Raw genomic sequence first — 13,115 nt, 5'->3', positions numbered from 1 at the left:
GAGATGGGTATAAGAGACAGGCTCCTCCCCGGCCTCGGCATCGACGGCGAGAACCTCAAGCCGTAGAACGCCGGAGAACGAAGGGCCCAGCGCACCAGCGCACACGAAAAAAGGGGGCCGGTACGCGATCCGCGTACCGGCCCCCTTCTCCTCCCGCTCGGCTCACAAGGCCGGGTCAGAAGAACACCGACCGCCGCTGCACCAACAGTTTGTACAGCGTGTGCTGGATCTGCTCACGCACCTGGTCCGTCAGATTGAACATCAGCATCGGGTCCTCCGCCGCCTCGGGCGGATACCCGTCCGTCGGAATCGGCTCACCGAACTGGATCGTCCACTTCGTCGGCAGCGGCAGCGCACCCAACGGCCCCAGCCACGGGAACGTCGGCGTGATCGGGAAGTACGGGAACCCCAGCAGCCGGGCCAGCGTCTTCGCGTTCCCGATCATCGGGTAGATCTCCTCCGCGCCCACGATCGAGCACGGCACGATCGGCGCCCCCGCCCGCAGCGCCGTCGACACGAACCCGCCCCGGCCGAAGCGCTGAAGCTTGTACCGCTCGCCGAACGGCTTGCCGATGCCCTTGAACCCCTCCGGCATCACCCCGACGATCTCGCCCATCTCCAGCAGCCGCTGCGCGTCCTCCGCGCAGGCCAGCGTGTGCCCCGCCTTGCGCGCCAGCTCGTTGACGACCGGCAGATGGAAGACCAGATCGGCGGCGAGCAGCCGCAGATGCCGGTCCGCCGGGTGGTTGTCGTGCACCGCGACCTGGAGCATCAGCCCGTCCAGCGGCAGCGTCCCGGAGTGGTTGGCCACGATGAGCGCCCCGCCGTCCGACGGGATGTTCTCGATGCCCTTCACCTCGACCCGGAAGTACGTGTCGGCCAGCGGCCGCAGCACCGACGGCCTGGACCGCCGCATCGAGCTGCTGCGCGCGACAGCCGAGGCCGATCCACGGGTGGAGGGCGTCCTCCTCTACGGCTCGTGGACGCTCGGCGAGGCCGACGCCCACTCGGATCTGGACGCCTACCTCTACGTACGGGAGGAGCACGCCGACGCCTTCGACGGGCGGGAGTTCGTGGAGCGGCTGGCCCCGCTGAAACTGGCGTACACCAACATGTACGGCATCCTCGCCGTGGTCTTCGACGACCTGATGCGCGGTGAGTTCCACGTCGAGCCCACCGGCCCCGGCATCGCGGAGATCCGCACCTGGCGCGGCCAGGTCCACCTCCCCCGTCCGGAAGCGGCCGTCCTCCTGGACCGCACCGGCGACCTGGCGGCCGCCGCCCGCGAACTGGCCGCCTTTCGCCCGCCGGAGCCGGTGTCCACCGCCCAGCAGCTGACGGACGAACTGGCCAACTGGACCCTGATGCTGGCCCACATCCAGAACCGGGGCGAGTACGCCCGCGCACACAACCTGCTGCACGCCGTGATCGCCCCGCTTCAGCTGAAGCTCTGCCGCCTGCTGCGCGGCTCGACCACTCACTGGCTCACCCCGAGCCGCGCCCTGGAGGCGGACCTGCCGCAGACGGACGTCGAGCGGTACGCCACGACGACCGGTCCCCTGACCTCAAAGGCCCTCCGCACTGCGGCGGCGAACAGCTGGGGGTGGAGCCGGGAGCTGGCAGCCGAGGCGGCGGCACGGTGGGAGACGCGACTGCCGCTCGGGCTGCACGAGGAGATCGCGCGGGCTCTGTCGGGGGCGGATCGTTCGTAGCGTCGGGTGCGGGAACCTCAGTCGTAACCCGGACGAAAGCAGTTGTTCAGGGCGCGGGCTGTTCCTCGTCGGTGAACTCGCCGCGGACTTCGGCATCGACCACCACGTCGTGGGCAAGACGGTATGGGCCGCGTTCAAGCGGCCCGCGACGCCCCAGCGCCCCCAAGGTCAGACACCTCGGGCCCCGCCGATCAGCCGGCGGGGCCCGTCGTTCACGCGGTACGTGAGCCTACGACCCCAGGATCGTCGTCAGGAACTCCCCCGTCCACGCCAGCAGTTCGCGGCCGATGACCGGCTTGCCGCCGATCTTCCCGGTCGTCGGGCGCGGGACCAGGATCTGGTGGGCGGCCGGCTTGATGACCGTCTTGGGGTGCAGGCGCTTCAGGCGCAGTTCCTGCGACTCGCGGAGCTCCACCGGGGCGAAGCGGATGTTGGAGCCCTGGAGGACGATCTCGCCGACGCCGCAGGCGCGGGCCAGCATGCGCAGGCCGGCGACCAGGAGGAGGTTCTCGACCGGTTCGGGCAGGGGGCCGTAGCGGTCGGTCAGTTCCTCGCGGACCGCGCGGATGTCGTCCTCCGAGGAGGCCGCGGCGATCGAGCGGTAGGCCTGGAGGCGCAGGCGCTCGCCGGGGGCGTAGTCGTGCGGGACGTGCGCGTCGACCGGGAGCTCGATCTTGACCTCCAGCGGGGGCTCCTCCTGCTCGCCGCCCTCCATCTGGGCCCGGTAGTCGGCGACGGCCTCGCCGACCATGCGGACGTACAGGTCGAAGCCGACGCCCGCGATGTGGCCGGACTGCTCGCCGCCCAGGAGGTTGCCCGCGCCGCGGATCTCCAGGTCCTTCATCGCCACGTACATGCCCGCGCCCATCTCCGTGTGCTGGGCGATGGTGGCCAGGCGTTCGTGGGCCGTCTCCGTCAAGGGCTTCTCGGGGGGGTAGAGGAAGTAGGCGTAGCCCCGGTCGCGGCCTCGGCCCACCCGGCCGCGCAGCTGGTGCAGTTGGGAGAGGCCGAAGTTGTCGCCGCGCTCCACGATCAGGGTGTTCGCGTTGGAGATGTCGATGCCGGACTCGACGATCGTCGTGGAGACCAGGACGTCGAACTTCTTCTCCCAGAAGTCCACCACCACCTGCTCCAGGGCCGATTCCGACATCTGGCCGTGGGCCGTGGCGATCCTGGCCTCCGGGATGATCTCGCGGAGGCGGGCGGCGGCCCGGTCGATGGACTCGACCCGGTTGTGGATGTAGAACACCTGGCCCTCGCGCAGGAGTTCACGGCGGACCGCCGCGCCGATCTGCTTCTCCTCGTACGGGCCGACGAAGGTGAGGACCGGGTGGCGCTCCTCCGGCGGGGTGGTGATCGTGGACATCTCGCGGATGCCGGTCACCGCCATTTCGAGCGTACGGGGGATGGGCGTCGCGGACATCGTGAGCACGTCGACGTTGGCGCGGAGCTTCTTGAGCTGCTCCTTGTGCTCGACGCCGAACCGCTGCTCCTCGTCCACGATGACCAGGCCGAGGTCCTTGAACTTCGTCTCGGAGGAGAAGAGGCGGTGGGTGCCGATGACCAGGTCGACGGCCCCGTCCTTGAGGCCTTCGATGGTCGCCTTGGACTCCGTGTCCGACTGGAAGCGGCTCAGCGCCCTCACGTTGACCGGGAATTGGGAGTAGCGCTCGGTGAACGTGCCGTAGTGCTGCTGGACCAGGAGAGTGGTGGGGACGAGGACCGCCACCTGCTTGCCGTCCTGGACCGCCTTGAACGCCGCCCGGACCGCGATCTCCGTCTTGCCGTAGCCGACGTCGCCGCAGATCAGCCGGTCCATCGGGACCGTCTTCTCCATGTCCTCCTTGACCTCGGCGATCGTGGACAGCTGGTCGGGCGTCTCCGCGTACGGGAAGGCGTCCTCCAGCTCCCGCTGCCAGGGGGTGTCCGCGCCGAAGGCGTGGCCGGGGGCCGCCATCCGGGCGGAGTAGAGCTTGATCAGGTCGGCGGCGATCTCCTTGACCGCCTTCTTCGCCCGCTGCTTCGTCTTCGTCCAGTCCGCGCCGCCGAGCCGGTGCAGCGTCGGGGCCTCGCCGCCGACGTACTTGGTGACCTGCTCCAGCTGGTCGGTCGGGATGTAGAGGCGGTCGCCCGGCTGGCCGCGCTTGGCGGGGGCGTACTCGACGAGCAGGTACTCGCGGGTCGCGCCCTGGACCGTGCGCTGCACCATCTCCACGTACCGGCCCACACCGTGCTGCTCGTGGACGATGTAGTCGCCGACCTCCAGCGTCAGCGGGTCGATCGTCTTCCGCCGGCGGGCCGGCATCCGGCCCAGGTCCTTGGTGGCGGTGCGCTGGCCGGTCAGGTCCGTCTCGGTGAGCACGGCGAGCTTCAGCGCCGGGTCGACGAACCCCTGCTCGATGGCCCCGCAGGAGACGTGCACCAGGGACGGGGTGAGCTCGGTCAGGTCCGCGTCGAGGCGGGCCGCGATGCCCTCGCCACCCAGCACCTCGACCGTACGGGTGGCGAGGCCCTGGCCCTCCGTCACGTACACCGTGCGCCAGCCGTCGGCCAGCCAGCCCTTGGTGTCGGCGAGCGCGCGGGCGGTGTCGCCCCGGTACGCCTCGGGGGCGTGCATGGAGAGCTGGAGGGTGTCGTCGTCGTGGTCGGCGGCGTCGGCCGCGAACGGGGAGATCGACCACCACATCATGTCCAGCTCGCGGGCCCGGTCCCGGACGTCCGCGATGCCCCACAGCGAGGCCGCGCCCACGTCGATGGGGGCCTCGCCGCCGCCCGCGCTCGCCGCCCACGACGCCTGGAGGAACTCCTGGCTCGTGGCTACCAGGTCGGCCGCCCGGGTGCGGACCCGCTCCGGGTCGCAGACGATCGCCATGGCGTTCGGCGGCAGGACGTCGAGCATGAGTTCCATGTCGTCGACCAGGACCGGGGCCAGGGACTCCATGCCCTCGACCGCGATGCCCTCCGCGATCTTGCCGAGCAGCTCGCCCAGCTCCGGATGCTCCTCGGCCAGCGCGGCGGCCCGCTCGCGGACCTGGCCGGTCAGCAGCAGCTCACGGCAGGGCGGGGCCCACAGCCCGTGCGCCGCGACCTCCAGGGACCGCTGGTCGGCGATCTTGAAGTAGCGGATCTCCTCGACCTCGTCGCCCCAGAACTCCACCCGGAGGGGGTGCTCCTCGGTCGGCGGGAAGACGTCCAGGATCCCGCCGCGTACGGCGAACTCGCCGCGCTTCTCGACCAGTTCGACCCGGGAGTACGCGGCGGCCGCCAGCGCGTCCACCACCTCCCCCAGATCCGCGCTCTGCCCGCCGGCCAGCGCCACGGGCTCCAGCTCTCCGAGCCCCTTGACCTGCGGCTGGAGCACGGAGCGGATCGGCGCGACGACGACGGAGACCGGGCCGGTCTCCGGGTCGTCCGCGCGCGGGTGGGCGAGCCGCCGCAACACGGCGAGGCGGCGGCCCACGGTGTCCGAGCGGGGCGAGAGCCGCTCGTGCGGCAGGGTCTCCCAGGACGGGTACTCCGCGATCGTGTCCGGCGGCAGCAGCGTGCGCAGGGCCGCGGCCAGGTCCTCGGCCTCCCGGCCCGTCGCGGTGACGGCCAGCACGGTCCGGCCGGTCTGCCGGGCCAGCGCGGCCACGGCGAACGGCCGCGCGCCGGGCGGGCCCACCAGGTCGACGTGGGCCCGGTGCCCGTCCCCGGCGGCCTTCACCGCCTCGGCGAGCGCCGGGTCCGTAACGACGACATCCAGCAGACCGTGCAGGCTCATGAAGTTTCCGTCCGGGATCAGATCAGGTGAAGCTGAGGGTTCACCGGCAGCCGGCTGCTACCGGGGCAACGCGAAGGGCCCGACACGTCGGGAGTGCCCTGATCCGCCGGGCACCCCCGGGGGCCGGGGTGGCTTCCAGGGTACGACCCGGGGGTGACAGCCGCGTCCGCGACGGGCGAGCGAGCCGGAGCCGACGGCCGGAACCCGACCGTGCGGGCGCCCGGGCCACCGCCCGTATCCCCGCCCCCGGCGCCCGCTTCGCGCCCGCCCGGCCGCCCGTCGTGCCGGCACCACCGCTCGTCGACGGTCGCGCACCGTTCATCTCCGGCTCGCACACAGTTCTGCCGGGGATCCTCACAGGAGTGATCCCAGCGTCTAGTCTTTGCCCGACCCTTGCACGGACACGCGGACGAGTGCGTCGGCCGGCGCGTCACACCTGCGGTACGGGGCACAGTCAACGGCACGGGCGGAGCTAGCGGCGGCCGGGGCGGGCGGCGTGGGGCGATCCCCCTCGGTGCACGCTCCCCACGGCATCAGGCATTCGGGGGCGTACGTGGGCGAGAACGAGATGTCTGTCTTCGGGGTCCCGGAGGCCGAGGAAGAGATCTACCGGCACTTCCTGCGCAACCCCGGCACCCGCGCCGACGACCTCCACCTCCTGCTGCATTCCCGGCCCCGGGACGCGCACGCCCGGATCGCCCGGCTCCAGGAGCTCGGGCTGCTGCGCGCCGAGGACGCCGAGCGGCGGATCTTCCCGGCGGACCCCGAGGTGGCCCTCACCCGGCTGGTGGACGTCCGGCTGCACGCGCTCCATCAGGAGCTGCAGCGCGTCACCCGGTCGCGGCACGTCATTGATGGTCTACGCGCGGAGCAGGGGGCCCGTACGCCCCCTCCGCAGGGCATCGAACAGTTGGAGGGGCTCGCCCAGATCCGTAACCGGATCGACGACCTCGCGTTCTTCGCCCGGGACGAGATCCTGTCCGTGGAGCCGTACACCCGGCTGTCGGCGGAGAACATCGCCCGCTCCCGCCCGCTGGACCTGCGCTGTCTGCGGCGCGGGGTGCGGATCCGCAACGTCGTCTCCAGCGTGGCGCTCCAGGACCCGCCGACCGCCGCCTATCTGCGGGAGCTGGCCGAGCACGGGGCGGCGATCCGGGTGACGGCGGACACCACCGAGCGACTCCTGGTCTACGACCGTCGGGCGGCGCTCGTCCCGCTGGACCCGCGCGACACCTCCCGGGGCGCGCTCCTCGCCCACCGCAGCGGCCTGGTCTCCAACATCATCTCCCTGTTCGAACGGATCTGGGACCAGGCCGAAGAGCTGTCCCGGGCGGGCGACGGCAAGGAGAGCGGCGAGGACGCCGCCGCCCCCCGGCCCTCCGGCATCGAGCGGCGGGTGCTGGTGTCGATGTGCACGGTGGGCAAGGACGAGGCGGGCGCACGGGAGCTGGGGGTGTCGGTGCGGACCTACCGGCGGCACGTCGCCGACCTGATGCAGACGCTCGGCGCGGCCAGCCGGGCGCAGGCCGCGCTGCTGGCCCGGGAACGCGGCTGGATCTGAGGTGCGGGGCGCCTCGGCACCCGCACAGCCCGTGCTCAGTGGGTGCCGAGTGGGTGCCCATCGGGTGCTCGGTGCGTGCGACAGTCAGTGCTCGGTGCGTGCTCGGTGCGTGCTCGGTGCGTGCTCGGTGCGTGCAACAGCCAGTGCTCAGTGCGTGCGACAGCCAGTGCTCGGTGCGTGCTCAGCGGATGGTGCGGAGCTCCTCGGTCCAGCCGCGCAGGGCCGTGTCCGCCAGTACGCGGGACACCGCCCGCCGCACCGCAGGCGTGTCCGTCGCCCCGGCCAGCTCGACCCGCAGGACCACCCGGTCCTGGTCCACCTCGGCGTGGCAGGCCCAGTGTGCGGGAAGCAGCCCCAGCAGCCTGACGACGGTGGTCCACCCGGTCGGGGCCGCCCGGTCGCGGCGTACGACGACGACGTCGGCCGTCCCGGTCCGGCCCGCCGTCATGACGTCGCCTCCCGGTCCCCGGCGTGCCCCGGGTCCAGCACCTGCCGGGCCGCCGCCGCCAGGGCCCTGATGCCGACGGGCAGGGCGGCCCTGACGTCGGGGGCGAAGCCGGGGGCGTGGTTGGGCGGTACGGGTGCGCCTCCGGCGCGGGCGGTACGCCAGGGGCCCGCCCCGGTGGTCCCGAGCATCCAGTACGCGGCCGGGACCCCGCCCGACGCGTAGTGCGGGAAGTCCTCGGTGGCCGCAGACCCGCCGAGGTCCAGCACCCGGCCGGGTCCGAGGAGCACCTCGTGGGCCCGGCGCACCCGGGCGGTCAGCGCCGGGTCGGGGCGCAGGGCGGGCGAGCGGGCGGTGACGGAGAAATCGGGTGCGCGCGGGGCCCCGGAAGCGGCGGCCTCGGCCCGGACGACGCGTTCGGCGGCGGCGGCCAGCCGGTCGAGGGCCGGTTCGGTGAACGCCCTGATGGTGAGCGAGAGTTCGGCGTGGTCCGGGGTGATGTTGCCGCGCTCGCCGGCCCGGACCGAGCCCACGGTGAGCACGGCCTGTTCGGCGGGCGCGGTCGCCTCGGCCACCACGGTGCTCAGCCGCAGCACGGTGGCGGCGGCCATCAGAACCGGGTCGAGGTTGAGGTGCGGGGTGGCCGCGTGACCTCCCCGGCCGTGCAGGACCGCCTCGACGGCGACGCTCCCCGCCATCAGGGGCGGCCCGCCGGCCGGCGCGTGGGCGAGGGTCCCGGCGGGCAGCGGGGCGGCGTGCTGGGCGAGGACCGCGTCGGGGACGCCGAAACGCTCGTACAGCCGGCCGTCCTCCAGCAGGGACCGGGCCCCGCTCAGCGTCTCCTCCTCCGGCTGGCCGACGACGAGAACCGTGCCCCGCCACGCGGTCCGGGAGGCGGCGAGGAGCGCCACCGCCCCGGCGACCGCCGCGATGTGCAGATCGTGGCCGCAGGCGTGCATGACGCCCGGCACGGTGCTGGCGTACGGGAGCCCGGTGGCCTCGGTGACGGGCAGCGCGTCCAGTTCGGTGCGCAGCAGCACGGTGGGGCCCGGGCCGTTGTCCAGCACCCCGACGAGCCCGTGGCCGCCGCCCACGGAACGGGTGACCGTACAGCCGTGCCCGGCGAGCCGGGCGGCGAGGCGGTCGGCGGTGCGGTGCTCGTGGCCGGAGAGCTCGGGGTGGGCGTGCAGGTCGAGGTAGAGCTCGACGGCTGAGCGGAGCAGGGGGCGCGGCAGGGGCGTGTCCGCCGCCGCGCCGCCTGCCCGTGGCTCCGGCGTCGCGTCGCCGTCGTCGGTGTTCTTCGTCGTTCCGGCCGCTGTGACCACCGCGCACCTCATCTCTGCTCGACGAGCCTGCTCCGTACGGCTGTCACGTGCCCTGCCGTCGCCCTGCCACCGGGTGCCAGCGATGTGACAGCGAAATCGCGGCCGATCTGACAGCGGCCACCCCTGCAATGGGTCCAGCACCCGGGCACCGGACGGAGCAGCCGGCCGGACCGCCACGAGACCAGGGAGATCACCATGGCCCCCAAGACCGAACTCGCCACCCTCGCCGACGAGATCCTGGAGCTGGAGTCGGAGACCTTCGAGATCTCGGACTACTCCGACGCCTCGGAGGTCGTCCTCGCCGGTTCCACGTCGTGCTCCTCGACGTCGACCTGTTCCAGCACCACCAGCACCACCTCCTGCAGCGCCTGATACCGCTGCCGGCCGGTTCGTGCGCCCGCGGCCCCCTCCGTCGGTCGGAGGGGGCCGTCGCGCGTGCGGCGCGGGCCCGGTCACGGGAACGGGTGCGGGACGGCCTTGATCTCCGCCTCCGGCAGGTCGTCGGGCCGCCGCCCCGCCGCCCGCAGCGCGGTCCGCAGCCGGGGCATGGTCAGCGCCCGCTGTCTGCTCCAGCCGAAGTCCAGCGGCAGCAGTCCGGGGACGATGGCGGACACGGTGTGCAGGCCCATCCGGTGCTGCTCCGGCGTCGTCTGGTCGACGGCGAGGACGTCGTACCCCGCGGCGGTCAGCCGGTCCCGCAGCAGTCGCAGGTCGTCCAGCAGGTCGCCGGTGCGGGGGCGCAGCGGCTGCCAGTCGGCGAACGTCTCCTCCAGCGGGAGGACGTCGACCGGCTCCAGGTAGGTGGCGGCGTGCCGGGCCATGGACGGCAGCCCGTAGAGCTGGGCATGGTCCTTGAGGTGCAGGACCTTACCGAAGTCCCTTTCCATCGCCTCCAGTTCGGCCAGCCTCTCGGTGACCTGGTAGGGCAGGTGCGGGATGTAGGTGAGGACTTCGGACAGGGCCGCCTCCACCGTGTCCGCCGGGTCGAAGCCGGCCGCCGCGCTGAACGACAGCGTGCCGTGGCCGCCGTCCCGGCGCACCGCGAGGGCGGTGACGACGGGGACCGCCAGATCCATCCGCGTATCGAAGGCGTGCACGTCGTAGCCGTGCAGGGCCGCCCGGTCGAGCATCGAGCGGACGGCGGGGGTGGTCGCGGTGGTGAGGTCGATCGCGGTGAGGGGCGCGCGGCCGTACCAGGCGAGGAGAAAGGCGTCCCGTTCCACGAGTTCGAGGAGCGCGAAGAGGATCGCCTCCTCCGGACTGCCGCCGGTGGCACAGCCGTTGGAGCACTCGAAGACGAAGTTGTCGGCCTCGACGCCCGCGCTGTAGTGGGCGAGCCGGGCCGGGACCAGGATCGGGGCGTCGTCGCGCAGGGAGTGGCCCCAGACCCAGGGGATCGCCCGGTCCGGGTCGAAGGGGCTGACCAGGGGGTCGGCGGCGTACGTCGCGGGGGTGTAGAAGCCGCAGTCGGCGGGGTTCAGCGCCTGACCGGAGAGGTTGGCGTAGGAATCGACGACCGGGGTGGTACCGCGTCGGCGGTGGGTGCCCGCGTACCGTTCCAGGCCCTCCAGGTGGGCGAGGACGCGGCTGGTGGAGTAGCGGTTGGCCTGGCCGCTCCAGGTGACGTCGTTCAGGCCCGCGTAGCCCCGGACGAAGTGGGTCCCGGCGACCGGGGCGGTGGTGGTGGAGGCGGGGTTGATCCAGGTGTCGGAGCCGAGCGCGCCGCAGACCGGGTTGGCGAGGGCGGCCGTCGGCAGCGGGTAGGAGTCCAGGGTGCGGAGCCGGTAGCCGTCGGGGTCCGGTTTAGGGGTGGGCGTCAGCCGCATCCGGGCGGCCTCCGCCGTGTCCGGGACCTCGTGGACGCAGGCGGGGCAGAGCGGTTCGGGCAGCAGCGGGAAGGTGGCCGTGGCGAGGGTCACCAGGTCGACCCGGGTGACCTGGGGCAGCGCCCGGTCAGCGGGAGTGGCGTCGGTGTGCGCGGGCGCGGCGTCCGGGTGCGCGGGACCGGCGTCCGGGTCGGCGGGACCGGCTCCACTGTGCGCGGGACCGGCGTCCGGGTCGGCGGTGGCTGCTTCCCGGTCGGCGGTGGCCGCCTCCGAACGGGTGTGCCGGCCGGTCAGGACCGCGCGGTACGCGGCCCAGACGGCGTCCACCGCGTAGTCGGTGAGCACCGGCCAGTGCACGGCCCCGTGCGGCTCGTACCCCAGCTCCAGTGCCTCGCGCTCGGACCGGCTGCGCAGCCGCTGCCAGCGCATCGCGAGGCACTGGCCGCAGGCGGTGGCGTCGGGGCCGCCGCCCCAGGGGCCGATGAGGACGGCCCGGGAGGTCAGAGCGACGTTGGCGGCCGGCCGGGCGTCGGCGTACGGGTCCGGGTGGCCGAAGCCGAGGACGTCGGCGGCCCCGAGCGGCACGGCGTAGGGCGCGGGCAGACCCTCGGGGGAACGGGTGTGGCGGGCGGTCAGCGCGGACTGGAGCCGGTCGCGTCCCGCTTCCAGGGGGGTCGGGGCGGAGGCGGTCGCCGTCGGGCCGGGGGCCGTCGTCGTCATGACTTGTCGCTCCAGCGGAAGGTCTTCAGCGCGACCGCGCCGAGGACGAGGGCGAATCCGGCGAGGACGGCGCAGGCGACGCCGATGTCCTTCAGGGAGCCGTCGCCGGTCAGCGCGCCGGAGACCCCGTCGTTGAGGTAGCGCAGGGGCAGGACCCGGGAGAGGTTCTGCATCCAGCCGGGCATGGCGTCCAGCGGGAAGAACGAGCCGGACAGGAACGCCATGGGAATCATCAGGCAGTTGGCGACGGCGGCGACCGCCTCGGGGGTCTTCGCATAGCTGCCGACGATGACGCCGAGCGCGAGGAACGCGGTGATGCCGAGGACCAGCACCGGCAGGGCGAGCGGCCAGCGGCCGTCCAGCTGGAGCCCGAAGGACGGGAGCAGCGCCACGGCCACGAAGAGGGCCGCCTGGACGGCTCCGATGCCCAGCGCCAGGACGTAGCGGGAGGCGAGGACGGTGGAGACGGGCGTGGGCGTCATCCGGATCAGCCGGAGGATGTCGTCGCGCCGCCACTGCATGAGGACGAACCCGACGCCGAAGACGGCGGCGTTGCCGACGCCCCAGGACAGCACGCCGGGCGCGATGTAGTTGATGTAGGGCTTGCCGCTCTCCTCGACCGTCTGGCCGTGGAAGATCAGCCCGAAGACCACCAGGAAGATCAGCGGGAACGCGAAGGTGAAGAAGAGGGTGGTGCGGTCGCGGGTGTAGGCCCGGTATCCGGCCTGGCTCAGCGCGGTGTAGGCGCTCATGCGGTGTCTCCGTATCGCTGGTTCTGCTGCACGTGGGGGCGGGTCGGCTTGCCGGGGCTGGGGCGACGGGGCCTACGGTCGCGGGGCGTCGGCCCCGGTGCCGGTCAGGTCCAGGTACACGTCCTCCAGGCTCGCCGTCCTGGTCTGTACGCCCTGGAGCCCGGCGATCGCGTCGACGGCGGCCAGGACCCGGCCCGCGGCGAGGGTCTCCAGCACGAGCGAGCCGCCCTCCTCGGTCACCCGGTCCACGTCCTCGATGGCGCGGGCCTGTTCGGGTGTGAGGCGGTCGGCCGGGACCAGCAGCCGGGTGGTCGGGCTGGAGGCGGCGATCAGCCGGCCGGGGCTGTCCAGGGCGGCGATCCGGCCCGCGACCATGATGGCGACCCGGTCGCAGAGCGCCTCGGCCTCGTCCAGGTGGTGGGTGGTGTAGACGATGGTGCGGCCCTGGCCCTTGAGCTCGCGCAGGACCTGCCACAGGGAGCGGCGGGCCTGCGGGTCGAGGGCGGCGGTCGGCTCGTCCAGGAAGATCAGTTCGGGGTCGTGGACCAGGGCGGAGGCGATGGCGAGCCGCTGCCGCTGGCCGCCGGAGAGGTCGTCGACCCGGGTGTCGCCCTGCTCGGTGAGGCCGACGGATGCGAGCGCCCGTTCGGCGGCGGCCGCGTCGCACCGGTAGAGGGCGGCCATGGTGGCCAGGTGTTCGCGGGCGGTCAGCCGGACGAAGAACGCGGAGGCCTGGGTCTGCACGCCGAGCCGGGGCAGCAGGGCGGTGTTGCGCGGCCAGGGGCTCGTCCCGAGGACGGCCACCGTCCCGGAGTCGGCCCGCCGCTGACCCTCCATGATCTCGACGAGGGTCGTCTTGCCCGCCCCGTTGGGTCCGAGCAGCCCGAAGAACTCCCCGCGTTCGACGGTCAGCGAGACCCCGTCGACGGCCCGGGTGGCACCGTACGCCTTGTGGACGTCGGTCAGGGCGACGGCGGGCCCGGCGGTCGCTTCCGCCGGGGGGTCGTGGGG

Annotated in this window: 9 protein-coding genes and 1 pseudogene; 3 read left to right on the top strand and 7 right to left on the bottom strand. The window is 73.1% G+C overall.

The window, feature by feature from the left end; translation table 11 throughout:
- Nucleotides 1-175 precede the first annotated feature (175 nt).
- A pseudogene (locus HET64_RS28035) lies at nucleotides 176-898 on the bottom strand (lysophospholipid acyltransferase family protein); the annotation flags it as partial.
- Here HET64_RS28035 and HET64_RS28030 point away from each other — a divergent pair.
- A complete protein-coding gene (locus HET64_RS28030; protein ID WP_215109944.1) occupies nucleotides 846-1,712 on the top strand; it encodes a nucleotidyltransferase domain-containing protein in 867 nt (288 codons plus the stop codon). The pseudogene HET64_RS28035 and the gene HET64_RS28030 sit on opposite strands and share 53 nt — an antisense overlap.
- 229 nt (nucleotides 1,713-1,941) lie before the next feature.
- Here the strand turns inward: HET64_RS28030 and mfd are convergent, their stop codons facing one another.
- Nucleotides 1,942-5,475 (bottom strand): transcription-repair coupling factor, encoded by a 3,534-nt coding sequence (mfd, locus tag HET64_RS28025; protein ID WP_215109943.1) that lies wholly within the window; start codon nucleotides 5,473-5,475, stop codon nucleotides 1,942-1,944.
- 553 nt (nucleotides 5,476-6,028) lie between these two features.
- Between mfd and HET64_RS28020 the strand changes: the two genes are divergently transcribed.
- Nucleotides 6,029-7,036 (top strand): helix-turn-helix transcriptional regulator, encoded by a 1,008-nt coding sequence (locus HET64_RS28020; protein ID WP_215109942.1) that lies wholly within the window; start codon nucleotides 6,029-6,031, stop codon nucleotides 7,034-7,036.
- 181 nt (nucleotides 7,037-7,217) lie between these two features.
- Here HET64_RS28020 and HET64_RS28015 read toward each other — a convergent pair whose 3' ends face one another.
- Both HET64_RS28015 and HET64_RS28010 read right to left on the bottom strand, forming a co-directional pair.
- The gene (locus HET64_RS28015; RefSeq protein ID WP_215109941.1) at nucleotides 7,218-7,484 is read right to left on the bottom strand and encodes a hypothetical protein; all 267 of its coding nucleotides are present in this window, start codon (nucleotides 7,482-7,484) and stop codon (nucleotides 7,218-7,220) included.
- Nucleotides 7,481-8,818, bottom strand: coding sequence for an amidohydrolase (locus HET64_RS28010; protein WP_215109940.1), 1,338 nt, complete (start codon nucleotides 8,816-8,818; stop codon nucleotides 7,481-7,483). The genes HET64_RS28015 and HET64_RS28010 overlap by 4 nt, the downstream gene beginning before the upstream one ends.
- Before the next feature lie 183 nt (nucleotides 8,819-9,001).
- On the opposite strand from HET64_RS28010, the gene HET64_RS28005 reads away from it, so the two are divergent.
- Entirely contained in the window at nucleotides 9,002-9,178 is a 177-nt protein-coding gene (locus HET64_RS28005; protein ID WP_003968635.1) for a thiazolylpeptide-type bacteriocin, read from the top strand.
- A gap of 80 nt (nucleotides 9,179-9,258) precedes the next feature.
- Here HET64_RS28005 and HET64_RS28000 read toward each other — a convergent pair whose 3' ends face one another.
- The 3 genes from HET64_RS28000 to HET64_RS27990 form a co-directional block, all read right to left on the bottom strand.
- Nucleotides 9,259-11,352, bottom strand: coding sequence for a TOMM precursor leader peptide-binding protein (locus HET64_RS28000; RefSeq protein WP_215109939.1), 2,094 nt, complete (start codon nucleotides 11,350-11,352; stop codon nucleotides 9,259-9,261).
- Nucleotides 11,349-12,104, bottom strand: a complete 756-nt coding sequence (locus HET64_RS27995; RefSeq protein ID WP_215109938.1) for an ABC transporter permease — start codon at nucleotides 12,102-12,104, stop codon at nucleotides 11,349-11,351. The genes HET64_RS28000 and HET64_RS27995 overlap by 4 nt, the downstream gene beginning before the upstream one ends.
- A 72-nt stretch (nucleotides 12,105-12,176) precedes the next feature.
- Nucleotides 12,177-13,070, bottom strand: a complete 894-nt coding sequence (locus HET64_RS27990; RefSeq protein WP_215109945.1) for an ABC transporter ATP-binding protein — start codon at nucleotides 13,068-13,070, stop codon at nucleotides 12,177-12,179.
- Nucleotides 13,071-13,115 lie beyond the last annotated feature (45 nt).

Source organism: Streptomyces sp. McG3 (assembly GCF_018619185.1).
Taxonomy (GTDB): domain Bacteria; phylum Actinomycetota; class Actinomycetes; order Streptomycetales; family Streptomycetaceae; genus Streptomyces.
The sequence above is the reverse complement of the archived record's forward strand: the minus strand, read 5'-3'. Positions and strand labels throughout refer to the sequence as shown.

What these genes read in the sequence shown, in the direction of transcription:
- HET64_RS28010 (WP_215109940.1), bottom strand. Translation starts at nt 8,818, where the DNA reads ATGAGGTGCGCGGTGGTCACAGCGGCCGGAACGACGAAGAACACCGAC.
- HET64_RS28015 (WP_215109941.1), bottom strand. Translation starts at nt 7,484, where the DNA reads ATGACGGCGGGCCGGACCGGGACGGCCGACGTCGTCGTCGTACGCCGC.
- HET64_RS27995 (WP_215109938.1), bottom strand. Translation starts at nt 12,104, where the DNA reads ATGAGCGCCTACACCGCGCTGAGCCAGGCCGGATACCGGGCCTACACC.
- mfd (WP_215109943.1), bottom strand. Translation starts at nt 5,475, where the DNA reads ATGAGCCTGCACGGTCTGCTGGATGTCGTCGTTACGGACCCGGCGCTC.
- HET64_RS28030 (WP_215109944.1), top strand. Translation starts at nt 846, where the DNA reads ATGCCCTTCACCTCGACCCGGAAGTACGTGTCGGCCAGCGGCCGCAGC.
- HET64_RS28000 (WP_215109939.1), bottom strand. Translation starts at nt 11,352, where the DNA reads ATGACGACGACGGCCCCCGGCCCGACGGCGACCGCCTCCGCCCCGACC.
- HET64_RS28005 (WP_003968635.1), top strand. Translation starts at nt 9,002, where the DNA reads ATGGCCCCCAAGACCGAACTCGCCACCCTCGCCGACGAGATCCTGGAG.